Here is a 25,280-nt window from a genome sequence, read left to right as displayed (position 1 = left end):
AATAAATTAGAAATCAAAAATCCCAATTTCGAAATTATAGCGCTGCCCCTTCAATCAGCGCGCTGTAAAACTCGCCAACATCCATACCTGCGGCACGTACCTGCTGTGGAATCAAACTGGCGGCCGACTGCCCCGGCGTTGTATTGATCTCAATAAAATAAAAATCGTTACTGCCTTCAAGCAAAATAAAATCTATCCTTGCCATACCGCGACAGTTAAGCCGGGTATATACCTCGGTAACTATACCTGCAATTTCTTCAACCTTTTCGGCGGATAAGTCGGCGGGAGTAATTTCCTGGGTTACGCCATCTGTATATTTAGCCTCGTAATCAAAGAAATCTTTAGAAGTAATGATCTCCGTAGCAGGCAGCACTTTTATTTTGCCATGCAAACGTGCTATACCAATACTAAATTCACGGCCTTTAATAAATTCTTCTACCAGTACTTGTGTATCTTCCTGGAATGCCCTGTTCAATGCATCAGGCAAACCAGCTATGTTTTGCACTTTGCTCATGCCCACGCTGCTGCCACCGTTATTTGGCTTAACAAACAGCGGAAACTTCAAATTAGCCGCTATGGTGGCCACATCATGCACATCGCGCTCAAATAAACGCATGGAATGTGCGGTGTGCAATCCATGGATCCCATTCACAATGGCTTTGGTATAAGCTTTGTTCATGGTAATGGCCGATGTCGTAGCATCGCAGGTATTATACGGAATACCCATCATATCAAAATAGCCTTGCAATTTACCATCCTCGCCGGGGGTGCCATGAATGGTAATGAAAGCGAAATCGAATTTTATTTTTTCCTGGTTAAGGGTGATAGTAAAGTCATTTTTATCTACGTCAACAGTAGTGTCATCTGCTTCAAAAAACCATCGGTCGCGGGTAATTAATATAGTGTAAACTTTATAGTTGTTATTAGCTGCAAGGTTGGCGGCTATGTTTTTTGCACTGTTCAGGGATACTTCGTATTCGCCGGTAAAGCCTCCGGCCAAAAGGGCTATATTTTTAACACTCATGTTGTTTCGGATTTCGGATGTTCGATTTCGGATTTCTTATTGACGGCTATTTTTGCCTAATTTTTCGATCTCGAAATTAGGATAAATATTATAGCATGTAACACTAAAATTAATTTTTTGGATGCTAATTCTTCAAATTAAGTAATTCATTCATTCCGAAGTTGAACATCCGAAATCCGACATCCCAATATTCCATATCCAAAATAATCCTTATGTTTGATACTTAATTAAAAGGTTTACCCTTACATATACTGATGAGCAAATTTGGGGCTTACTTAAAATCAAAATCATTCCGGAATAACTTATTAATGGCTATTGTGACAGTAATAGCCGTTGTTTTAATAGCATTTTTCAGTCTTGGTTACTACACCCGCCACGGTTCGGGCATACCTGTACCAAAGCTTAAAGGCCTTACCATTGACAAGGCTATGGATATTTTAAAAGAACAGGGATTTGGCTATAAAATTGATTCTGTTTATGTACAGGACGTAGCCCCCGGCACTATTGTTGAACAGGACCCTGATCCTGGAACAAACGTTAAAGAAAACCGGGTGATTTACCTTACCATGGTAACTCTTCAGGCTCCGCCCGTATCCCTGCCTGATCTTGAACAAAGCAATTACCGTGAAGCTGTGGCCACTATATCAAATTATGGATTAAAGGTTGGAGATACAACCTATCGCTCTGATATTGCCCGCGACCGGATCCTGGAAGTACGTTTTGGCGGCCAGGTTATAAAAGCTGGCACTAAGCTTCCTAAAGGATCAAAAATTGATCTTGTTTTAGGAGATGGCGAAGGTGCGAGTGAGGTAGAAATCCCCGAGCTGGTAAATCTTGATCTGGATGCTGCCCGTTTTGCAATTAAAGGCGCAGGGCTCACTGTTGGTATCGTTACTTACCAGGGCACAATTACCGACTCCACCAACGTGGTCGTGGTGTCGCAATATCCAATGAAAACCGACTCGTTAAGCAAAACAAGTATCGGCACCCGTATCAACTTAACTGTTTCACAAGGCACAAAAACAGATGCAGTCCCACCGGCAAATTAAAGCAACCGAACTGCTCGAACGCTTAAACAACGGCGAAAACCTTAACCTGATTGATGTGCGTGAGGTTATTGAATACCATACCTACAATATAGGAGGCAATAATATTCCGCTGTCAAAACTGGAAGATGCACTTAACGGATTACGATACAACAAAACTGATGAGATAATCGTTATTTGCAAAGTTGGCTTAAGGAGCGAAACAGCGCAAGCTATATTTGAACAGCATGGTTACAGCAATGTGCGCAATTTAAGCGGCGGATTAATTGCTGTTCAAAAACTAAAATAAATACAACAAACACTCTATCTATTCAATATCATGACCGAGAAAAAACAAGGAGGCATGTTCAAAAAATTTATCGTAGCACTGGTAATCGTTATCATAGTGTTATTGGGTTTTACAGGGTACAACTATTACGCTAAGTATTTTGGCCCGAATGTTACCGATAAACAAGAATATTTATATATCCATACGGGAGCAACTTTTAATGATGTTTTTAAAACCATACAAGATGAGGGGATTGTGAAAGACACTGCTTCGTTTGCATGGGCGGCCCGTAATATGAATTATACTACCCGTGTAAAGCCTGGTAAATACCGTCTGCATGCGGGCCTGGGTAACCGCAAGCTTATCAATATGCTGGCGTCGGGCACACAGGAGCCTGTTAAGGTCGAATTTCATGGATTAAGACTTAAGGAGCAATTTGCAGGTTTTATCTCAAAAAAGATCGAACCCGATTCAATGTCGATCATCAGACTGCTCGATTCGACAAGTTTTGTGAGCAAATACGGCTTCACAACCGATAATGTATATACGATGATGATGCCCGATTCGTACCAGATGTACTGGAATACAAGTCCGGAAAAGTTTTTCAAAAGGATGTATGATCATTATCAGGCATTTTGGACTTCAGAACGTAAACAACAAGCTGCAGCTATAAACCTGACTCCGCAGGAAGTATCTATTCTGGCATCAATAGTTGACGCCGAAGCGCTGCACGATGATGAAATGCCGGCTGTCGCAGGCTTATATCTTAATCGTTTAAAAAAAGGCATGACACTGGACGCCGACCCTACAGTGATCTTCGCGATGAATGATTTTACCATAAAACGTGTACTAACCCGTTATCTTTCATACAATTCGCCGTACAATACTTATCTGCATAAAGGTTTACCTCCGGGTCCTATCATGATGCCATCTGTTAATGCTGTAAAAGCGGTGCTCAACTATCAAAAGAACGATTACATTTACATGTGTGCCAAAGCTGATTTTTCGGGCTACCATGCCTTTGCTACCAATGTGGCCGACCATTTAATTAACGCCCATAAATTTCAGCAAGCCCTTAACGAACGTAAGATCCTCAGGTAATGTTTGAGCACACCACCAAAATACGGGTGCGCTACGGCGAAACCGACCAGATGGGCTATATGTACTATGGTAATTATGCCGAATTTTATGAAGTTGGCCGTGTAGAGATGCTCCGAAGCCTTGGCCTTACCTATAAAGGCATGGAAGATTCTGGCATTATGATGCCTGTGCTTGAGCTTCAGTGCAAATACCTCAAGCCTGCATTATATGACGAAGAGATCAGTATCAGGGTTATCATGGATAAGCTCCCTGGCATTCGCATCCATTTCAGATATGAGCTTACAAACCCGAAAGGCGAACTCATTAATACAGGCGAAACGTTATTGGTATTCATCAACATGAAAACTAACCGACCGTGTCTCCCTCCGCAGGATTTTACAGGTAGATTAATGCCCTTTTTTAAGTAGATTTGGTGTAAATGAAATGGCTGCACCGCTTTTTGCTCCGGTTTAGTTTCTACAGGTATATTATCGAGTGGACAAAGTCTGTCATTATTCCGGGTTTCAGGCCATTGCCTTTATATACGGTTATCGATTTCTTTGTTAAAGAGATCACCAATAACTCGCTTATTAACCGGGCCTATGCCCTGGCTTACAGCTTTATGCTGGCCGTTTTTCCGGCTACCATCTTCTTGTTCACACTTATCCCCTATGTGCCTGTAAAGCACTTTAAGAACAACCTGATGATGGTGCTGGCTTCTGTAATGCCCACAAATGCGTATCTGGCCTTCAGGGAAACTATTTTTGATATTGTTAGTAATCAAAACGGCAAATTGCTTTCGTTCGGTTTCCTTTCAACCTTATATTTTGCCACAAACGGGGTCATCAATCTCATGAAAGCCTTTAACAAGTCCTCATTGATTGAAGATAAGCGGAGTTGGCTTAAACGACGCCTGGTAGCAACAGGAATCACTGTAGCCATAAGTTTTGCATTGTTGCTGGCCGTTTCTATACTCATCCTGGGCCAATCGATAATTAAATTTATCCAATCGCATGTGGCGTCCGAAAATCACTTTTGGGTTTACCCGGTCATGCTGTTCAGATGGGTGATCATTGTAGTGATCATTTTTGTAACTATCGGCTGTTTATATCGATACGCCCCTGCACATAAAAAGAAATGGAATTTTATAAATCCAGGTTCCATACTGGCTACAGCGCTGGCGGTTTTAACTTCATTAGGTTTCTCCTATTACATCAACAATTTCTCATCATATAATAAAGTTTACGGCTCCATCGGTACACTCATTGTGGTCATGATCTGGATGTACATAAACTCATTAATTTTGATCATCGGCTTTGAATTAAACGCATCCGTAGAGCTTTCCAAGCGAACAATCCGCATTGTAAAACCACGATTTAACACTTTCCGAGCCAAAAAAGTTGGCCAAGTAAAAAATTAACTTTTTGTTAATCAGTAATTTATATAGATTATTTAATTAAGTTAAAAAAAGTACAATTCAAATTTGGCAATTCGGTTCAGATTTGTACTTTTGTCGCCGGAGAGTTGGCAGAGTGGTCGATTGCGGCAGTCTTGAAAACTGTTGAACTGTGAAAGGTTCCTGGGGTTCGAATCCCTAACTCTCCGCTGAAAGCATTAAAAAAGTCATTTAAGCCCTTTAATTGAAAGATTAAAGGGCTTTTTCTTTGTCATTACCTACCAAAACTCGCATACGATCGCAAAACTCTATTGCGTCATTCATTGCGTCTTTCTAAAATCAATCAAAAAAATAAAAAGACGCAATGAAAGTCATGTAATAACCTGTATTACAGCATGTTTACGCCGTGGACATCTTGTTGTACATTAAGCACAAACGTACTTTTGTTTAACTTTTTATTAATGTGTTATGCTGGAAACGAGCTTTGGATTATTGTTTTTCCTAAAACAAACAAAAAACGCGAATGATGACCTCCGGTTCATTTATTTGAAGATCACAGTAGATGGTAAGTCCGTAGAACTGTCTACAAAACGTAAATGCGAACAGCCTAGATGGAACTCCCATAGTGGCCGTGCAACCGGGACTAAAGAAGCAACTAGAGAATTAAATCAATACCTGGATACTTTGGAGCGAATGGTATATAACGCCAAAAGAACACTGGTGGACGCTAATAAGCAAGTTTCTGCACAGGCGATCAAAGATGTCATGAATGGCAAAACTGAAAAAGAAAAGATGATCCTTGAGGTTTTCAAGCACCATAATGATCAAATGAAGGCATTGGAGGGAATTGACTATGCTGCAGGAACGATCGGCAGATACGACATATCCATGCAGCACACGAGAGATTTTATCAAGTGGATGTATAAAACGGATGATAAGGCGATCAAGGAGTTAGATTATGAATTTATCTCCCAGTATGCTTTTTGGCTAAAAACCGTTCGTAAATGCAATCACAATTCCACAATGAAATATTTGGCAAACTTCAAAAAGGTAGTGTTGATCTGCGTTAAGAACCGGTGGCTACCGGCTGACCCTTTCGCAAACTTCAAGCTAACAAAAAAGGAAGTAGAGAAAATCGCCCTAACTGAATTGGAGTTGAAAAGGGTTATTGAACGCAAATTCGAAACAGAGCGCCTCGACCTGGTGAGAGATATATTTGTTTTTAGCTGCTATACCGGCCTTGCCTACGCGGATGTAAAGAATTTAAAAAGATCAGACATCAAAGACGGAGTAGATGGAAAGGAATGGATATTTATCAATCGTCAGAAAACCAATTCAGCCTCTCACCTGCCCTTACTGGCTCAGGCAAAGAGAATTTTGTCAAAGTATAGGGAACATAGCAGATGCGCTGACTCCGGTTATGCGCTGCCTGTTTTAACGAATCAAAAAATGAATTCCTATTTAAAGGAAATTGCCGATTCGTGCAAAATCAATGCGGAACTCACCTTTCACATCGCCCGGCACACATTTGCGACGACAGTAACGCTAAACAATGGAGTTTCAATGGAAGCGGTTTCAAAAATGCTTGGCCATTCCTCAATAAGACAAACGCAGCATTATGCTAAAATGCAGAATTACAAAGTGAGCCAGGATATGCTTTTGTTAGAAGATACATTGACAGCCAAAAGCTATAAAGACAATTAGGACTTCTGGGGTCAGCACAAATATGCTGGCCCCTAGAATTTAAGCTCGATGAGACTACCTTGATAAGAATCATAAGTTGGCAAATAAACAATGTAGCCTAGTTCTATAAGTTGATGGATACATTTATGGTAGGTGGTGATGCTTTTGAAATGAGATTTCTCCATCAGTAGCTGGCGAGTGACCTTAAACTGTTTTTGAAATTCACACAGACGCCAGATATCCAAAAGGCCAATATATAGGCTAATATGCCATACATTGACTCTCCTGTCGTTGGCTATCCTAGTATATAGCTTGAAAGCTGTTAAAAGGTCAGGCACGCTTATTTCCCCTTCCCTGTGATCATATTTTCAACATCCGACCTTTTGTACAAGTGAATGCCACCAACCTTGTTGGATTTAAGCTTACCACTAATCCGTAAATTTTGAATTGTTCCCGTGGAGATCTTCAATAATTTTCTGACATCAGAGCATCTGAGCCACTCGTCTGTGGGCTTCACGGGTGGTTGTATAATTAATTTAATATCGTCTAATAAAGATTGACGAAAGTTTTCGAGATCATCTTTAGTTATTAATTCCAGTGACATGTTATCGTTCCCTTCCTTTCTGATTTGTAATCGAAACCGAAATTAGAAACATGACAATTTTGAAAACAGTGAACAAGGGTGAACTAAATTCTTCACACAAAAGGATAAAACTGTTTAAGCGATGAGTTACGCGAGATTCAGCCTTTTGTAGTAAATAATAAATAGTTATCTATTGTTCACTATTTGGAAACTGAATGCAAAACTGAGCGTAAAAAAAACCAATAGTTAAAACTGGCTCTTTTGTGGAGATAAGAGGTTTCGAATCTCTGAGGTATTATGATATTTTCGTTACTCCACCTTTTCAACAGATAACCTTTTTTGAAAGCACTCCCATAATTACGTCAATCCACCTTATTAAGATATGTGCTGATAAATATTAATTTTACTGAATGCAGCCGATGACCTTAAAACATAATATAACTACTCGAAGATTTATTGAAGAACATCATGATTGGTGTTCCGTATGTAATACTCCGTTCTTAGATCACCATACAACTCATTTGGGTTATACTAACAAAGGCAAACTAATTTATACCAGTGATTGCTGTGCAAATGAGATAGTAACAACTATCATACGCCATGCCTATCAAAAAAGGGCTTATAAAAAACCGACCGAAGAAACGGTACTGTGGCGATTTATGGATTTTACAAAATTTGTTTCGCTTTTGAAAGATAAATCCTTGTTTTTTACTCGTGCAGATAGGTTTGAAGACCCTTTTGAAGGAGCTAAAGGCTTATTAAAAAACAAACCCAAATGGGACAGCTTTTATAAAAACCATATGATAGAGGCGATAAGAACGGTACCGGGTGGCAGTAACTTAAATAAATCTGATAAAGAATTACTATCGGAGGCGTTGAAACTAGTAGATAGTTTAAATCAAATTGGCAAAAGACAGGTTCAGGAGACATTCATTAATTGTTGGTATGAAAATTCCCATGAATCCGAAGCGATGTGGAAATTATACACCAGCACACTTGAACAAGGAATTGCGATAAAGACCACTTATAAAAGATTGTATAAAGCATTAAATCGTGATCCGTCGATTCATATCGGCCATGTCAATTACATTGATTACGAATCAAGATTCACCGGCGTCAATGAATCCTTTTGGTACAAAAGAAAATCCTTTGAGCATGAGCGAGAGGTTAGGGCTATCGTTTCCGATCACTTCGCGAAAGAATCATTTGGCAGATTGGTTCCTGTAAGTTTAAATTACCTTATAGAAAAAGTTTATGTTTCCCCAACTTCCGCAGAATGGTTCAAAGATCTGGTTCAGGATGTAATGGCTAAATATGAACTCAATAAAAAATTATACGTTTCCAGTTTGAAAGCGCAGCCGTTTCATTAATGGGATTTATTATCGCAATTATACCAACCAGTCAAACCTACAACTAAGTTTACTTTAACCATTCCTCAACGATGCTTATAATTGAAAAAGGAGAACAGACACCGTTGCCCAAAAGATATTATACAGTGCATAATATCTGCGCTTACCTGTACGATCACATGACCGAAGTAATAGGTGATTTCTATTACTTAAATATGGCGGATACGCCATTTGATCCACCGCTGCCCCCGGAAGCAGGGAATGATGATTTTGATCATCTAGATTATCTTGAAAAACACGGAAGGCATGATGAATTGGAGATTGTGGTGACTAAACATCTTGTAATGTCTATGATCGGCGATATGGCTAATTTCCTTTATGAATCTTTAAGAATTGCTAAAAGTGGAAAGATGAGCGTCGCCTACGCATTGTTAAGAAAACCTTTTACTGACCAGCTGTTGATTTTTGAGCAGCTATTAATTGATCGTAAAGACTTTATAAATCGCTTTTACCACTCAGGGGAACCAAAGCAATATGACCCAAGTGACCGTACAATTGATAAAAAAGGTATTGTTGATAAGGCAGTAGAAATGCTAAATACGATTGATCTCTATAATGCGGACCTTCTTTATGAATTGCGATTTGACAGGAGCTCAACTGCGAGTATCAACGGTATTACTAATCAAGCATTACATATCGTTACTAATGATAAGGGTTATCCTACCCAACAACGAGACCTTAACTTTATTTTTGGTGCGCCTGACCGGGTAGAAGACCAGTGGAAACATTACTATTTCGTGATGCCATTGCTATTAAGCTATGTTGGTGAAGTAGTTGACCGTGTTGTTTTTACTCTTATCAAAGATCCGGAAGGGCGACATGAATTGAAAGCATTAGAACGTATGCTTGCATTTGCTATGATATTTCATGAACCAAATGACAAGCCCACCAACACTATGCTAAGACACATCGGTAGGATGCTTGAAACGATCTGTCCAATCTGCCAGGAAAAAAACAGGTTCTCAAAGTCATATTTAATGGCTTATTTTTTTGAAAGAGAATTTTACTGTAAACGGTGTCATAATCCGATGAACTTAAGTGAGGCAGCGCACCAAAAACTTAAAAACCTATTTTTTAAAACTGATGATGAGTAAGATAGAGTTAGCTCCAATGTTTGCACAAAATGGAAACAACATTACGGATTAACTAACAGCAATATAATTTTCATTATCCAGTAAGCCAAAATAGTGGCTTGGGTTGCAATTGTTAGTACGTTCAGCGATTGTCTAATTTTTTGTTGTGTCATTGTTATTTTGATTAATGGCACAATTTTATAGAATGCGGATTGCACTAAAGGCGTAAATGCAGATGGCGCAGATTACGCAGATTCTCAGCGAAGAAAGTCATTTATCAGCTTTTCAAAATACGGCTTCATTTGCGAGTATAAGTCAGGGTACGTGTCTAATACTCGGGCGGATATTTTTAGTCCAGGAATTAACTCATTGATCAAGGGCGCTCTTTTTTTAGCACTGTAATGGTAAACGATTCCACGATTATCCAGCACATCAAAAAAGGCAGTAATAGCAGACTTCTTTTTATCACCATAGATATATTCGCCAAGTTCATTTAAGATTGGGTAGTCAGGATTGCGAAGCAATGCCAAGTAGTCGGCAGCATCATGCTCTGGTTTAAACAGTACGGGTTTAGGGGAATCATTGGAAGATTGATTATTAGCCGAGCCATGTACAAATAGTGCGATCCCGACGCCTTCCGCCAAAACGATAAGCAAAGTATCTAAACCAAACACGGGCATGATAGACTGGATAACCTCGACACCTTCGGGACGGCCAACCTGATATTTTAACATCAAATAGCCCAGGTCTTTCAATGTATAAACCAATCCTTTTACGGCTTGGTCATAAGTTATTTTTCGGTATCTGTTGTAATACAGGCCTTCGTTTGAAGGATCATTAGATGCCGCTTTCTCATGATAAATCAAACTTTCCAGCAGCTCCTTTTTAAAAGCTTCTGTAGCCAGTTCTGCTGATGGAGCGTTTTGCAGGCGTTCTGACAGTTGATACTGCCACCTCTCCCTGATTTTAAAGATATCTGGCAGTTGGTATATCGTTGTATTTAAACTCAACTCTGTGTTTACTTTTTTTAGCGACGCCTCATAATGAAGCATCAATTCATCATCGTGAATATGTCCATGACTATATTCCTTTGAAGTAATTTCCCGGACATATTTCATCATTGAAGGTTGCAGTATCGGCTCAACGACAGGCTCTTCATATCTTTTTAGCCAGTCTGCATATACCTCCATATTTTCCTTATGCTTTTTTGCAGCTAATTTGGCAACCACATCGTTCCCTTGCGATTGTTTTTTTGCCGTTGCCAATTGAGATTCTGCCCATTCATTTTCATCTTCCATGAAACGTTCCTTTGCACTGCCGTCATCATATACAAGCCCGGCCCGAAGTTGGCGCTCCTCTAAAAATTTGTTCCGCTTTAAACTAAAGTACTCAGGGATAAGACTCAACTCGTCATCTGGAAAACGAAATTGTTCCTGGCTTTTGAAATAAAGTTTACGGGAAGCATCGGCGCCGGAATAAATCTTGTGTTCTTTATTAGACGCCCAATAGCGTTGCTGCGTTGTTTTATGAAACATCAGTTCGAAGTTTTCCCAACGCCGAAAGTTCTCGATGTCTTCACTGGTGAAGCCGTATTCGGCTAATTTTTCTAAACTTAGTTGCTCTATCATAAATGCTACTGCTAAAATAAAGAATTTATTAGCATCCTAACGTTGTCAGTAAAGCAATCGCGAAGGCACAAATTTCGGGTAATTATTGTGGTAACTTTACTTAATTAATTTTTATGGAAACAGATTTATTTGAGAATTGCCCTTGTGGCAGCGGAAAGAAATTTTCAGAATGTCATGGTCAGGACGACATCAATGACGATAACGACACTGATGACTTTTCTGTTGATCCGGAAGCGATAAATAATTTTTTAAAAAGCTTCGACCAAACACAGCTTTTGGCTGTTTCTGCGGCATTGCAGCTAAATGAAAAAAATCACGGCAAGAATATACGGCTGGAAGAATTTACGGATGATATATTACGCCAAGGGATAAAAAGCGATCAAAGAGCAACCTACGAAGATATACAAGAGTTTTTTGAAAAACATCTTCGTTTTGATAGCATGGAGGACCCAACCGTAAATCACTTCATTGAAAATGTAGTATTCTACGGTGGAAATTACCGTGTTTTGCCGGGGATCAATACTGATGCCACCGAAATTTTAAATGGATTTTTGGAGAGCATTTTCACGGTTCCAAACGGCCTATCTGAGGCGTTTAAGGAAAAAGCCAGACAAGCCTCATTTTTGTTATTGCTATTTAGTGAAATCATGATCAGTCAAACTGGCCTGCCCCGTTATACCATTGAGGAAGAAGCTGATGATCCTGTCTTCGTACCAGAGTTTGATCCATTCAACAAATTATTATCTGCGGTGCGTCTTGAAAAAAATTATATCGAGAAGTTGTGCAAGGATTGGCAGATCCCTCCGGAAATTATTAAAGAATTTCTGATTAACGGGAAAGATTTGGGCGAAAGCCACGATCCTTACGAGTCCCCGATATTTTCATATCCGCTGTATGACGCCGGTGATGAAATTATTTGTATTATTCCAGCCACCCTGTCGAAAGCCTTGTCTGATTTTATTAAAAGGTTGTCAGGTGAAACGGGGGAAGAAAAGAATCTTCTCGTTGCCTATCATGACTGGCAATGGCAAAAATTCCGTCACTATGCTGATGAAATGGGTTGGTCGGAAACAGATATAACACTCCCCCCGGCTGTTTCGCCGGAAAGATTTACCGAGGGTGTTTTTCGGATCGATCAGGATAAGCTGGCTTATGTTCAGTTAATCAGAGGAACCATAAATTCTGCGCCGAATGTGGAGTTTATGAAGCCTGCGGATAGTTCAGCAAAAAAGCAGGAAACAATAAATGAACGGAATGAGGTAGTAGCCCGTTACTTAAACGAATTAAAAGAAGGCCAGCCAATGAAAGTGGTCACACTTTTTATTGCAGGCGGCATCGGCGGTCATGCCATGTACGCCTGGCCGAAACCAGAGGAAGGCAACCAAACCTTATTCTTTTCTTTCAGCGATTTTGAAAAGGTGATTTTTCAGGGCGCTCTGGAACCTTTGTCTCTTTGGAAATTTGCTAAAGCTTACGGTCGTGCGGCCCAAACCACCCGTTTTATGCCTTCCGCTTCTTCATTAGACCTCTATGTACTTTACCTTGAAAATCAAGGCTCGATGCTTCCAAGAGATGAAAATTTTGATCTTTTCACTTTCATGGGAGTGGGCACTGATTTTCAGCGCCGTGTTGTTTCTTTTCGTGATGAACACGCCGCCAGGCGTTATTCTGGCAGTAAGCCGATTGATGTTCCGGTCAGGCGCGGCAGCAAATATGCGCCTATCTACCGGCAGCAACAAACAACGCCCGAAAGCGTAAGGCTGATCGAACCATTTGTTTTTCCTTGCTGGATTGTTAATAAACAGGCACATAATAAGCCGGAACACGGACAGATCGGATTCTATACTGAAGCAGTGGCATTTTGGCTATTAAAATTTTCAGATACCTTAAAAAGTAGCCTGAATGAACTTGGCAGCAGACCTGTAGAGATTACTTTAGAATTGGATAATGGATTGTATACCAATCTTTCCGTGGCTGACTGGCCAGAAGATATCTTGCCTGAATTACTGGAATTTACAGTAGAAGATAGGGTAATTACTATAGAAGTACCGCTAACAATCGTTCCTTCGCTTGCCGAAGATCATAATAAAGGGGAGCGAACCATCATGCGCACGGTATTAAAAGCTTTTAATGTCCTGCTGAAGAAAAACAAACAGAATGTGCTGACTGACGAGGACATTGAACAAAAAATCAATGAGGTAATGTCACCTGATCATGCAAAAATGATCCTGATTGGTAATAGTGACCAGAACCCCATATTGGATACACGGGGAACAGGTTTTCGCCGCCACCTATACGAGGCGGACCAGGCGTTGGTGGATGACTACCTGATCCCGAATTTAGGTCTTGCTGAACCTATACCGGATGTAGTAAAGACAATTAAGGAAAAGAACAAGCTATGTATGGCTATCGTTGATTCCCTAATCAGCCAGATTAGGGAAAAAATTGCAGGCTTTAACCTCTACTCTCTTATCAAGTGGTTAATAACAATTAATGAAAGCCTGATACAGGAAGATGCTGAAAATGATATGCGCTTACCACATCAGGTTGCCTGTTATAGCGATTTTCCTACGGCAGTCGCTGACCTACAAAAGAAAAATGGTGAAATTATACCCACCGCATTGGCTTGTCGCTGTCTTATTGAGTTTATAGCCGCTGAACCACTGTCGGGTCAACGGCCAATAAACCTGGATGAAATGGATGAACTGATCGCCCTGATGTCAGAAGTTATTCATTATGCAAATATTGCCGATTCAATTGCTTTGGGATTAAATGACCCTGAAATGGGTCTTTTACCTTCAGGCAGGTTATATGTATCTCATGAATTTTTTGAAACCTATTTAAAACCATTTAATCTTGCCCGGACGGAAAGCGAAGTACACGCTATGCTACAAACAGAAGAATGCGGCACGATCGAAAATGACGGCAACATCCTGGTGAACAATAAAACTACGGACAATGCTTTTTTTGAGGAATGGGGTGTGACTTTAACCACGCTGACCGCCATTTGTGGGAACCTCATTAAAATGGGTATGGCCACAGGTGAATCTTTTATGATCATGGTTGAAGAAAAATTTATGCTTGAAATCGGAAAGGATTTTGTTACGCCAGTAAGCGAAGAAGAGCTGCTCAAAGGATTGCAACTCTTAACCTTAGAGAAACGGGAATCGTTAGACAAGGCACCAGACGGCTTTACCAATAAAGATATTATGCCCTGGCGGTTTAACCGGGCATTAAGCTATAACCGGCGCCCATTAATAAAAATAGTTCACCCCGATAACGGACAAACATTTTATCATTGGGGATTCCGGCATGTTTTAAAAGCTTATGATAACCTGAGTAGTTTAATAACCAGCGGCAGGCTGGTTGTAAAAGAAGGAGGCCCGATTGAAAAAGAGGTATTGACCATTTTCCGGCACCGGAAAGGAAAACGTTACCGTCAACAGGTGGTGACCTGGTTAAAGGCTAAAACTAAACTGGAAACCATCGACTATGAAGTGACCTTACACGAAACAGGGGTACTGGTGGCAGACCGCAATTATGGAGATGTGGACGTAATGGCCATAGATCATGACAAAAAAATCATTTACGCGATTGAATGCAAAAATACGGTGAGTGCACGAGCTATACACGAAATGAAAACAGAATTGGACAATTACATCGGTAAAGATGGAAAATCCGGGCACATTTCCAAACACCTTAACCGTGACACCTGGCTAAAAGCTAATAAAAATCAATTATCGAAATTCGTGAAAGACCCGGAGAATTACGAAATCCGTTCCATCGTATTAACCTCGAACGTAATTCCTGTGTTGTACTTGGCAAAAACTAAATCGGCTTTGCCTATTTTTTCTTTTCCGGACTTGGTTAGAAAAGGATTTGATATTATAGCTAAAGATGGGAGTTCAGAATGAATCTGGCTGGAAAATATAAATGATTGAAAGCTGAGCGTCAACGTTTAAGTTTGATCACCATCTAAGGAATTAAAAAAACATGGGAAGTTATTGTTCGTTAAAACTGGGTCATTATGAAATAGCTACGGCGAAAAGCTACATTGATCCCTTTTGGGCGTGTTGGTTCAACGAAGAAGACCGTAGAACAGTGCGGGTAAACTATGAATTATACTACACCGAGCCAATAGAAGAAGGTACAAATTTTGTTAACCAACATGAGTACGCCATTGACCTGGGCACGCTTAGGCTACGTCTTGAACTTATGGGCTACACCCTTAATCAAACAGAAAGGATATTTGTTTCAGGTATTGAAAAAGTATTGACGGGACGAAAAGAATTTTATGGAGACGATCATCTCGATTATAAAGCAGAGCTAAATTATATACAGCAATTACGTGATGGCGGCTTTGAGGGTTGGAAAAAGGCTGCTAAATATATCATGCATCAAAACAAGCCGTTAGGGAACTGGTATATGACCCATGAAGAGCAGTATGAAAATTTATATAATTTCATGGTCACCTATGATGATATTCTGGAAGATCTATTCTTTGGTTTTCCAAATGTTGGCTTATGTTTTTTATTGAGGGCATTAATCGAAATCGTAGATGAAGACACAGAATTAACGTTAGATATCACAGATTTGATACATGCCGGATATTATGACGAGCAGGAGATGATCATAAAAAAAATACGGACTGACCGGGTAAGCATTGTTGACGAGTTTCAGAAAATAGTTATCCTTACAGAAGGAACATCTGACACACAATTTATAAGCCGCTCACTAAAATTACTTTACCCTAAAATTGTCGATTATTTTACTTTTCTGGATTTCGAAAACAACGGCTTGGAGGGCGGCGCATCAGCATTGGAAAAAATGATTAAGGCATTTTCCGCTGCAAGAATGACAAATAAATTTATCGCCTTATTTGATAATGATGCAGTAGGTTTAGCATCTTGCAACCGGCTAAAGAAAAAAAAGGTGACCAATAACATCCGCATTCTGACACTTCCTGACTTGGCGCTTGCTATGTCCTATCCGACCATTGGGCCGCAAGGGAAAACGGTGGAAAACATCAACGGGCGTGCTTGCAGTATAGAGTTATATCTCGGCGAAGATATCTTAACTGATGGCAATGCCCTCAGACCGATAGCATGGCGGAATCTGGAACAGCAGATCAACGCTTATCAAGGTGAATTGATCGACAAAAGTGTTGTTCAAAAACTTTTTCAAGCAAAACTCACCGATAGCGAAAAAAATGGTCTGTCTAATGCAGCAGATTGGTCGGGGATGCACCTGATACTAAACGCTATATTTAAAGCGGCTTCTTTATAGCCGAACTTTTAATAATTGAAAAACCTTATAACACATATATTGTTACTTATACCGCATATGCCTAAAATGCCCTTTGAAATAAATTTTCAAATAAATTTTGTTCTAATGGGAATATTATCTAATATTGCACCATAGTTCTTTGAAACGCTTTTATTAGGTAACACATCCAAATAGTAAAGTGTATATTTTATGATATACACAGCCTTCGGGTCCTTTGGTAGATCAAGCCATCGCATCTCTATGCAACGCTGCTGCTCCGCTACGCTCTACTGCTGGCTAGCTGCTGCTACGCACCTCTTTATTCTGCCGCTGTTTAGTATTACAAAATCGCCAAGGATATCAAGGGAACACTCTAAAATGCTGCTGCTGCTGCTATTAAGTTATTAACTGTTGAAGTTAAGAAGCCAAACAGTATCAGAATGCACTCCGCGAATACAATCGATCTAAGCCAGTATCATCTTGATGATATCAGCTATTTCCAATACCGCTACAATGATTATTATTATTTGAAGCAAGATAAGTAGGAGGAAAAAATAACGAACAACAGTTGTGGATACAGTTACTGCATTAATGGAAGAAGCAGGCAATAATGCCTTAACTCAATCCCATTATCATGGAAAAAAATAAAAGTTTTATTGAGTTTGCAAACGGTTTGCAGACCATGGTTTCAAAGTACGGTTGTTCGTTCACAGATGACGAACTTGTTCTTGTAAAACAGTGTATCACGAAGATGGAGGCGGCGGAAGCCGAACAGTGTGATTCTAAGCGACAGAAAGTCTTCTTTGATGTTCTGATTTCGTTAGGTCATATTTTCTCCTTTGTTGATCACCTAAAAGACTGGTTCTAATCTGCCTCCTACTTTATTTAAATGTTATTATGGATCTTGGAAACACTATCAAACGGATAAGGACAAATAAAGAGATCAAACAAAAAGACCTTGCAGAAGCTTGTGGAATGACCCAAGCTTATTTGTCTAAAATAGAAAGCAATCAGAAAGAACCGACTATCGGCGCCGTGCGTACGATAGCGGAGCAACTGAAAGTTCCACTACCTGTACTTTTCTTTCAGTCAATGACCTCGGAGGATGTCGCTCCGCAAAAGAGGGAAGCTTTTGGATTCATTCTACCATCCATTCAAAGTATGATTGATAAATTTTTTTAAGTATGCTGGATGTGCCGAAACTGCTTCGTTTATTGAATGTTAACAGCCGGGAGCTGAAGTATTTACTCGACAATATAAATGATTATTATTATTGTATTAGCCATCCTAAGCTTAATAAAAAAACTGGCTTGCAATTAATTGATCGTAACGGCAAACCCCGAACCCGCGATATCTATCCTACGTTGCGACAGTTAAAGGAAGTTCAAAAGCGCATCTACCACATCCTACTGAAGACCATTAAGCTACCGGATTACGCATTTGGCGGCGTAAAGAAACGCGACAATATACTAAACGCCAAAATGCACCAAGGAAACGTTTATTTCTTTGTAACTGATTTGCGAAATTTTTATCCCGGTATTACACACAACCAGATATTCGAGCTTTTTATTAATAAAGGCTTCGCGCCTAAAGTCGCCAGTATACTTACGAAACTGACAACTTTCAAGGGAATGTTGCCGCAAGGCACGACTACTGCCCCTTATTTGGCTAATTTGGTATTTACCAACGCAGGTTTAAAGTTGCAGGAATTAACTGCTGCCAACAAGTTTACATTTACCACCTTCGTAGATGATATCACTATTTCTGCTAAGAGCGATTTTAAACCTATGGTCAATGAGATCGTGCAATTGATTACTGACAATGGCTTTAAGATCAGCCATGACAAAACGCATTATCAAAAAGGCAGGCCGAAGGTCACAAATGTTATTGTCGGCCAAAATGGGTTATCGTTGGATAAGGCCTATAAAATGAAGATCGAAGCTTTTGAAGATAAATCCACTCCGCAAGCGGTTGGTACTATCAATTACTATGAACGCGTTGAAAAAATTAGTAAGACCCGTAAGAAGGTCATCAACCAGATGATCGCGTCAAACGCCTAATCTGATCAGCATGGAAACCGGAGATCAAGTTACCCAACAATATTCCCCCTTAGCGATATTGAATTTGTTCAATAATGCAATTACCGTAAACCAAGCCAAGCGCCTGATTCAGTTGAAGGGCGTTTTTATACCACGAGGCGGTGCAGCCTATAATGGGTATTATTATGATAGCCTGCGTGATGAATCAGCCGATGCCCTGTTGACGATTATTGTCCCCATGCTGATTAGAAACAATTTACAAGCCAATAAAGCGATTACAATTAATGGTTTTATTACACGCAGAGTAGTCAATAACGCCAGTCGGATAGATATACAGTTCACAGTAACGGAGTTAGTCGAACAAACCCAAAGCAAATTCAGTGAGGAGGATACGCAACGTGTTAGCATATTACAAAAAAAAGCAGATACTGGCTTCCGCGATCTTAGTACCTACATCAAAGAAAAAATCGGACGAGAGGAACATTTTCGTATAGGAGTTATTATCGGAAAATCGGCCATCATCGATCAGGATATCAAACACCAGCTTCGTGAATCGGTAAGCTTTTATGACCTATTCTTTCATCGGGTCAGCCTAACCAACGAGCAAGAAATCATTCACGCTATAAAGACGCTTGAGCAAGAAGGCGTCGATGTTATTGCCGTTTCACGTGGCGGGGGTGAGAACCTGGATGTTTTTAATCAAGTCGCCATTGCAGGAGCAGCTACAGATCTGAAAGCTTTATTTGTCACTGCAATTGGTCATAAACAAGATGTTACCTTACTACAACAGGTGGCCGACAAGGCCTTCATTACACCATCTGAATTTGGTCAGTTCCTGAACGACACTTATAATCACACACTGGAGGAAATCCAACACTCTAAAGCTAAATTAGTCGATGCGGTGACGAAACAGCTTAGCGCCAATTACGATCAGCGAATAAACAATTTGAACCAGCAAATCAAAGAAAGTGAGCGATTAAAACAGGAGGAACTAAGCTTTATGAAACAACAGATTGATATGGCTAAGAACCGGAACAAAATTGCTATTGCCGTCAGTTTATTTGTTGGATTATTACTTGGATTACTTATTTATAGCGTGTTGCATTTTAAGTTATAAATTTTCCGGATAGCTTATCAATTGAATGATTTGAAACACACTATCGCGAATAAAAGGATTACTTAAGACCGGTTGAGGGAAAAGCTACTTTAACCAATAGTAAAACCACAATATTGAAAAAAGCATGTTGAAATTTATTATTTTTGTTTGTGGCGTTGTTCGATACCTTGAGAGAATTACCGAACCCAAAATTTTCATTTGGGAAATCCACAGAATATCATCCAAATTTCAGTAGGGATGCGGGTGCCGCTTGTATGTATGATGACGGTTTCGGATTAGGTCTTTCCAACCAATTATCGCCTGAAAACAAGCTGAGAGCTGTTTTCTTAACTATCTCTCGGGAACACGGAAGTTTTATTTTTAACATAAGCGGAGTGGATTTGGATGCTGCCATTGCAGGTTTCGAGTCTTACGACGCAGCATCAGACAATAACATGATTACTGAATGGGAATTATCAATGATATTGCATAATCCAGATTACCTGGCGCAAACGACCTTTCATAATGGCCGTACTTTATTAACGCAAATTGAAGGAGGAATTGTAAAAAGATGGAATTAAAATATGGGCTGGAAGGCTGCGAATTGAGCGAAATTACAAAAATCGGCGGTACAGTAAAACTCCGTTTTTTTGATCCGGGAAAGCAACGTAAAATATTTATGAGCTTTGAAGGCGTTATTTTTGAAACTCCGTCAGTGTTTCTTCCTAACAGAGTCAGCCGAATGGAGTATAGTTCAATTCTAGGCTTTAAAGCAATGAGCCAATTGCAACACATGAACAGAAACCCTCATTCTTATAAGCAATTATTGCTTGTACTTGGCCCGCATCATGCTGAATATAAAAATGAAATCATTTGCGCTTTCCAGGATTATCAAATGCGTGCACAAACAATATAAAGGCTGCCGGGTTCCCCGGGGGGGGGGGGCTTTTTTCCCAAATACAGTTAAGCTGTTAATTTATTTTGCTTTGTTTTTGTTAGACCAAAACCGTCCGCACCGATAAAAGGAATAGATTTAAAGCACTTGTCAAAACTTTGGATGATGAACAATAATCGCATCGGTATCTTCTAATTTAGGACTTTTTTATTTTAAATAAACCGATTTGATGACAACAGCGAATATATTTAAAAACCACCCGATTCTGAGAGTTTGAGAGATTTAATAATCTTTGATGCCCGAAATTGAACTTCATTATTTACAAGAAGTCAACAAATGATAACTGAACATTATACATCATTCAAGTTGATCTCAAAGCCGTCGAACCCGGTGTATAGGATGTTTATTTGCGCGTTGGATTCTCCAGCGCAATGTTGCATTTCTTTAGATGTAAACTGATTGATTGAAAATCTATATCTGTATAGTAAGATACCCCTATGTTTTTGACAAGGTAATCTTTTTGTAAAGCGATATATCCCTTAAAGCATCCTTCCTCTGTGATCATAAAACATGGCCCCTTCTCGCCCGGCATCGCTTTTTTATCTAACTGGAGATCGACCTCCTGGTCGGCAATCAAACATTTTAAATTAATTCTATCCATGATATGATAATTATGAGATTACTGGATTTGGCACTATTGGCAGTTTAGCGAATTTCATTACCTCTAAACTGGCAAACCCGAACTCGGCCACCACTTTCCCCAGGATCAAATAACACCCTGCACCCCGGAAAGGATATGCTGGTGTCCGGTTTGGAAAATGCACCGTATCAAAGGTGTTGCCTTCTACATCTAAAAAATTACCGAACCACATTCGTTGATTATTCTTGGTGTGCACCGTCTTTTCGCAAACATACTGGCCGACCATGCGAACGGTCTGCCCAACATGATTGATCAGGTCATTGGCACCGATCTCTCCCCTATAATCGGTTTGCAGTAATTCAAACATGGTCATGCTCAACGGGAAGCCAAGCAGCTCTAATTCATGGTAAGCATTCTCCAGGCTGGTATTGACCAATACCGGTAAAGCGTAGTTTTTTGATTCCACGCAAAATAGTTCGGCATTATTATTTGGTTTCGCCTTTGCTCCCATCAAAAGATGTACGTCCCATAACAATGCCTTTTTACTTTTTCCGGTGAAGCGAAGCGCCCCGACACGGATTAGGGTGATAGCCTGCTCCAATCCGATACTGGTTCGCTTAATAAGATCATCCAAGCTTTGGTAGGCACCATTTTGTCTCCGTTCTTCCGGAATCAACTGGATAAATGTTTCGTTCAAACCATGAATACCGATCAGACCGAGATACACATCTACCCCACTGATATTAACCAGATCATCACTGTTGTTGATACACGGAAGATGAACGATGCCTCCTGCCCTTTGCAATTCCTGCACATACAGCGCCCGGTCATAAAACCCTCCGTAATTATTTAACACCGCGACCATAAACTCTCTAGGGTAATACGTTTTTAAGTAGAGGCTTTGATAACTTTCCACAGCAAAACTGGCAGAATGTGCCTTTGAAAAACTGTAGCCGGCAAAAGAAGAAACCTGCCGCCATACTTCCTTTACGACATCTTCCGGTCGGCCTAACGCGATGGCTTCTTGATGAAACCTCTCGACTAACCTATCGAATTCCTTCTTTGAACGGTACTTACCACTCATTCCCCGCCTTAAAATGTCTGCATCCGTTCCATCCATGCCCGCAAAATGGATACATACTTTGATCACATCTTCCTGGTAAACCATGACCCCATAAGTTTCTTTTAATATCTCTTCCATGACCGGGTGCAGGTAGACAACGCTTTCCGGCGAATGATGATATTTAATATATGTCCCCATCATCCCGGAACTTGCCACACCAGGTCTTATTATCGAACTTGCTGCTACCAGAACAAGGTAATTATCGCAGCCCAGTTTTCTGTTCAGCTGGATCATCGCAGGTGATTCGATGTAAAAGCAGCCTTTCGTATTGCCGATCCGCAAGTTGCCATTCACAGCAGGATCCTTCATAAAGTTTTTGACCTGATGGATATCGATCTTACGTTGCTGATTTTCTTCGACCAGTTTTACAGCCATTTTGATATGACCGATGCCTCGCTGACTTAGAATATCGTATTTATCGAAGCCTATCTTTTCCGCTTCGTACATATCCCATTGCACGGTTGCCATCCCCTTGGGCGGCAGGTCAAGTGCCGTGTAATAAGTGATCGGTTCTTCAGTGATCAATACCCCACCTGCATGGATAGAACGTTGGTTCGGCATATTAGCCATTCGTTCATGTATGGCCACGATCTTCCGGAACGTATCATTATTTTGATTGACGGCAGCACGGGTCTGATCGGTGAACCCATCTATTTCTGACTTAGGTAAACCCATTACTTTGCCGATCTCTCGGATGATACTCCGATCTTTAAAAGTTGACATCGTGCCGAGTAAGGCTGTATGCTGGCTTCCATAGCGCTTGAAAATATAATCCTGCACATCTTCCCGCTCATCCCAGGAATAATCAATATCAAAGTCAGGTGGCGATGTGCGCTGAGCATTCAGGAAGCGCTCAAAATAAAGATCCAGTTCGATAGGATCCACATCCGTTATCTTAAGGCAGTAGGCTACGATGCTATTCGCACCAGAGCCCCGGCCAACATGATAATAACCTTGTGAACTGGAGTAACGGATGATGTCCCAAGTAATCAGGAAATATGCACAGAAATCGAGTTCATAAATGACCTTGAGTTCATGTTTTACCCTCCGCAAAGCTTCCTTATTAGACTTTCCGTAACGGTATTCCAGTCCGCTCAGAGCCAGTTTTTCCAATAATTCCCGGTCATTCTTTTTATTACCGGTAAAAGTTCGGCGGTTGAGATTGACCCTGCCTTTCGGATAGTCCATCACGCAGCCGTTCATCAGGTTTCGCGTATTATCCAAGATGAAGGCATAGCGTGAGAACTTTGCTTCGAGTTGCCCGGGCGCCAGGAACTTATCCGTCGGTTTACATTTATCTTTTGCGTCTACTTCCGTTAAAACTACGTTGAGATCGATACCGCGCAGATATTCATGTAACCGGTATTCTATTTTATCTGAAATAAAAACAGGCTGTAATGCAAGCAGCTTTTCCCTAATGCTGTTAAGATTCTTATTAAATAAACTGTTGAGTTGTTCATAACGAATGCCGAGATATTCATTATCCTTTAAAACTTCCTGATGACCGTAAGGGTAGACGATGTACGCATTTTTAAAGGCCGGTGCCAGGTCCGGTAACGGCTTCTGCTCCAGGTTATGCTCGGTCAGGAAATCGTTCAACTCCTTCATGCCTTCCCTATTTTTCGCGATACCGAAGTACAGCAGGCGCTTTTCCCTCCTAAACTCCATCCCGGCGATGGGTTTGATACCTTTATCATCACACTCCCGCATGAATTCCATGATGCCGGTCGAGTTATTGATATCGGTCAGCACCATTTGGGTCACCCCACAGGAAATAGCTTCCTCTACCAATGCCGGTATAGACATGGTGCCATAGCGCAGGCTATATTGGGAATGAACGTTCAGATACATACGATCAAAGATTTAGGTCGATTCCAGAAGCGAGTTTGATAGCATCAGGGCCAAAGCGGCGGCGGATCTTATCCATGGCCTGACATAAACTATATTGCTCTTCCGATTCGCTGTAAAGAGCGATCTGTTCAAATCCATTTACGAGATTAGAAAGGCGCACCCCAACTAACCTAATCAGTAGCCGTTTTTGATAAACCTGCTTAAAAAGCTCCCTTACTTTTTTGATCAGCGGCTCGTCCAGCGCGGTGTAAGGAATAGTGGCCTGCTTAGTGACATCTTCACGCGTTGAATACCTGACAGTCACCGTAACGCAGGCGGTCTGTTTCTTCTTCTGGCGCAATTCAAAAGCAAGATCCATAACCATGGAAGTTAACAAGTGGTTGATCGAGACCAGGTCTATACTATCATTTTTGAAAGTAGTTTGGGTACCTATTGATTTTTGTTCCTGATAAGGAACGATCGGCGAGTCGTCAATTCCCTTTGCCTTTTGCAGCAGCCATATTCCGTTTTTCCCAAGGATACTGTTCATGTATTCAGGATGCACCTGCGAAAGTTCATAGATACGCTTGATACCCATGTCACTGAGTTTGATGAAAGTCTTTTCTCCCAGTCCGGGTATCTTACGGATGGACAAGGGATCTAAAAACGGCTGGACAACTGACCGCTCAATATTCAGCTCGCCATTAGGCTTGCATTCATTGGTCGCCATCTTTGAAACCGTTTTATTGACCGAAAGCCCGAAAGATATCGGGAGCGCCGTTTCCTTCATTACCTTGGCACGTAACTCTTTGGCATATCTCAATGTGCCGAAGTGCTTATCCATCCCTGTCATATCGATATAATGTTCATCGATACTGGCTTTCTCGATCAGCGGCACATTTTCTTTCAGTATGGATGTGATCTCGTGAGAGGCCTTGGAGTACTCATCCATATTTCCCTTGATCCATATCCCATGAGGGCAAAGCATACGTGCCATACGCGCCGGCATGGCGGAATGGATCCCAAATTTACGGGCTTCATAACTACATGAGGCCACCACCCCACGATCCGACAGGCTCCCGATGATGACCGGTTTTCCTGATAGTTCTGGGTTTTTCCGAACCTCTACGGATACAAAAAATGCGTCCTGGTCCATGTGGATAATCTGGCGGTCAGTGTTCATTATGCCTTGGAATTATTTC

22 protein-coding genes and 1 tRNA gene are annotated in these 25,280 nt (G+C 40.7%); 17 read left to right on the top strand and 6 right to left on the bottom strand.

Going from position 1 to position 25,280, the window contains the following annotated elements; translation table 11 throughout:
* Positions 1-34: 34 nt before the first annotated feature.
* On the bottom strand, positions 35-1,024 hold the full coding sequence (locus tag MTO98_RS16225; RefSeq protein WP_243487673.1) for a D-alanine--D-alanine ligase: 990 nt from the start codon (positions 1,022-1,024) through the stop codon (positions 35-37).
* 254 nt (positions 1,025-1,278) lie between these two features.
* Between MTO98_RS16225 and MTO98_RS16220 the strand changes: the two genes are divergently transcribed.
* From MTO98_RS16220 to MTO98_RS16190, 7 genes are all read left to right on the top strand, one after another.
* A complete protein-coding gene (locus tag MTO98_RS16220; RefSeq protein WP_243487672.1) occupies positions 1,279-2,073 on the top strand; it encodes a PASTA domain-containing protein in 795 nt (264 codons plus the stop codon).
* Entirely contained in the window at positions 2,051-2,359 is a 309-nt protein-coding gene (locus MTO98_RS16215; protein ID WP_243487671.1) for a rhodanese-like domain-containing protein, read from the top strand. Before MTO98_RS16220 ends, MTO98_RS16215 begins: the two co-directional genes overlap by 23 nt.
* Before the next feature lie 30 nt (positions 2,360-2,389).
* The gene (mltG, locus tag MTO98_RS16210) at positions 2,390-3,439 is read left to right on the top strand and encodes an endolytic transglycosylase MltG (RefSeq protein WP_243487670.1); all 1,050 of its coding nucleotides are present in this window, start codon (positions 2,390-2,392) and stop codon (positions 3,437-3,439) included.
* On the top strand, positions 3,439-3,846 hold the full coding sequence (locus MTO98_RS16205; protein ID WP_243487669.1) for a thioesterase family protein: 408 nt from the start codon (positions 3,439-3,441) through the stop codon (positions 3,844-3,846). The genes mltG and MTO98_RS16205 overlap by 1 nt, the downstream gene beginning before the upstream one ends.
* 11 nt (positions 3,847-3,857) lie before the next feature.
* Positions 3,858-4,838: a YihY/virulence factor BrkB family protein gene (locus MTO98_RS16200; protein WP_243487668.1), complete on the top strand. Its 981-nt coding sequence runs from the start codon at positions 3,858-3,860 to the stop codon at positions 4,836-4,838.
* 98 nt (positions 4,839-4,936) lie between these two features.
* Positions 4,937-5,023 (top strand) — tRNA-Ser (locus tag MTO98_RS16195).
* A 259-nt stretch (positions 5,024-5,282) separates the two neighbouring features.
* Positions 5,283-6,518 carry a site-specific integrase gene (locus MTO98_RS16190; RefSeq protein ID WP_243487667.1) on the top strand — a complete coding sequence of 412 codons (1,236 nt, stop codon included), beginning with the start codon at positions 5,283-5,285 and terminating at the stop codon, positions 6,516-6,518.
* A gap of 319 nt (positions 6,519-6,837) precedes the next feature.
* On the opposite strand, the gene MTO98_RS16185 is transcribed toward MTO98_RS16190, so the two are convergent.
* Positions 6,838-7,101 carry a helix-turn-helix domain-containing protein gene (locus MTO98_RS16185; RefSeq protein WP_243487666.1) on the bottom strand — a complete coding sequence of 88 codons (264 nt, stop codon included), beginning with the start codon at positions 7,099-7,101 and terminating at the stop codon, positions 6,838-6,840.
* Positions 7,102-7,490: 389 nt separating this feature from the next.
* On the opposite strand from MTO98_RS16185, the gene MTO98_RS16180 reads away from it, so the two are divergent.
* Positions 7,491-8,450: a hypothetical protein gene (locus tag MTO98_RS16180; RefSeq protein WP_243487665.1), complete on the top strand. Its 960-nt coding sequence runs from the start codon at positions 7,491-7,493 to the stop codon at positions 8,448-8,450.
* A gap of 71 nt (positions 8,451-8,521) precedes the next feature.
* Positions 8,522-9,583: a hypothetical protein gene (locus tag MTO98_RS16175; RefSeq protein WP_243487664.1), complete on the top strand. Its 1,062-nt coding sequence runs from the start codon at positions 8,522-8,524 to the stop codon at positions 9,581-9,583.
* Between the two features lie 236 nt (positions 9,584-9,819).
* Here MTO98_RS16175 and MTO98_RS16170 read toward each other — a convergent pair whose 3' ends face one another.
* Positions 9,820-11,190, bottom strand: a complete 1,371-nt coding sequence (locus tag MTO98_RS16170; protein ID WP_243487663.1) for a hypothetical protein — start codon at positions 11,188-11,190, stop codon at positions 9,820-9,822.
* Between the two features lie 113 nt (positions 11,191-11,303).
* On the opposite strand from MTO98_RS16170, the gene MTO98_RS16165 reads away from it, so the two are divergent.
* The 8 genes from MTO98_RS16165 to MTO98_RS16130 all read left to right on the top strand — a co-directional run bounded on the left by MTO98_RS16165 (position 11,304) and on the right by MTO98_RS16130 (position 20,506).
* Positions 11,304-15,104 carry an SEC-C domain-containing protein gene (locus MTO98_RS16165; protein ID WP_243487662.1) on the top strand — a complete coding sequence of 1,267 codons (3,801 nt, stop codon included), beginning with the start codon at positions 11,304-11,306 and terminating at the stop codon, positions 15,102-15,104.
* Positions 15,105-15,183: 79 nt separating this feature from the next.
* Positions 15,184-16,476 carry a HEPN/Toprim-associated domain-containing protein gene (locus MTO98_RS16160; protein ID WP_243487661.1) on the top strand — a complete coding sequence of 431 codons (1,293 nt, stop codon included), beginning with the start codon at positions 15,184-15,186 and terminating at the stop codon, positions 16,474-16,476.
* Positions 16,477-17,089: 613 nt separating this feature from the next.
* Positions 17,090-17,323 (top strand): hypothetical protein, encoded by a 234-nt coding sequence (locus MTO98_RS16155; RefSeq protein ID WP_243487660.1) that lies wholly within the window; start codon positions 17,090-17,092, stop codon positions 17,321-17,323.
* A 29-nt stretch (positions 17,324-17,352) separates the two neighbouring features.
* Positions 17,353-17,637 carry a helix-turn-helix domain-containing protein gene (locus MTO98_RS16150; RefSeq protein ID WP_243487659.1) on the top strand — a complete coding sequence of 95 codons (285 nt, stop codon included), beginning with the start codon at positions 17,353-17,355 and terminating at the stop codon, positions 17,635-17,637.
* A gap of 2 nt (positions 17,638-17,639) precedes the next feature.
* Positions 17,640-18,515 (top strand): reverse transcriptase family protein, encoded by an 876-nt coding sequence (locus tag MTO98_RS16145; RefSeq protein WP_243487658.1) that lies wholly within the window; start codon positions 17,640-17,642, stop codon positions 18,513-18,515.
* Between the two features lie 10 nt (positions 18,516-18,525).
* A complete protein-coding gene (locus MTO98_RS16140; RefSeq protein WP_243487657.1) occupies positions 18,526-19,611 on the top strand; it encodes an exodeoxyribonuclease VII large subunit in 1,086 nt (361 codons plus the stop codon).
* 149 nt (positions 19,612-19,760) lie between these two features.
* A complete protein-coding gene (locus tag MTO98_RS16135; protein ID WP_243487656.1) occupies positions 19,761-20,171 on the top strand; it encodes a hypothetical protein in 411 nt (136 codons plus the stop codon).
* A complete protein-coding gene (locus MTO98_RS16130; RefSeq protein ID WP_243487655.1) occupies positions 20,162-20,506 on the top strand; it encodes a hypothetical protein in 345 nt (114 codons plus the stop codon). The genes MTO98_RS16135 and MTO98_RS16130 overlap by 10 nt, the downstream gene beginning before the upstream one ends.
* Positions 20,507-20,888: 382 nt before the next feature.
* On the opposite strand, the gene MTO98_RS16125 is transcribed toward MTO98_RS16130, so the two are convergent.
* Genes MTO98_RS16125 through dinB form a run of 3 tightly spaced genes read right to left on the bottom strand, consistent with a single transcriptional unit; the run spans position 20,889 to position 25,261 of the window.
* Entirely contained in the window at positions 20,889-21,146 is a 258-nt protein-coding gene (locus tag MTO98_RS16125) for a hypothetical protein (protein WP_243487654.1), read from the bottom strand.
* Positions 21,147-21,156: 10 nt separating this feature from the next.
* Positions 21,157-24,099 carry a DNA polymerase III subunit alpha gene (locus tag MTO98_RS16120; RefSeq protein WP_243487653.1) on the bottom strand — a complete coding sequence of 981 codons (2,943 nt, stop codon included), beginning with the start codon at positions 24,097-24,099 and terminating at the stop codon, positions 21,157-21,159.
* Positions 24,100-24,103: 4 nt separating this feature from the next.
* A complete protein-coding gene (dinB, locus tag MTO98_RS16115) occupies positions 24,104-25,261 on the bottom strand; it encodes a DNA polymerase IV (protein ID WP_243487652.1) in 1,158 nt (385 codons plus the stop codon).
* Between the last annotated feature and the right edge of the window lie 19 nt (positions 25,262-25,280).

This window comes from Mucilaginibacter sp. SMC90, from assembly GCF_022811725.1.
Taxonomy (GTDB): Bacteria; Bacteroidota; Bacteroidia; order Sphingobacteriales; family Sphingobacteriaceae; genus Mucilaginibacter.
Note: the sequence above shows the minus strand (reverse complement) of the source record. Positions and strands in the feature narration are given on the sequence as shown.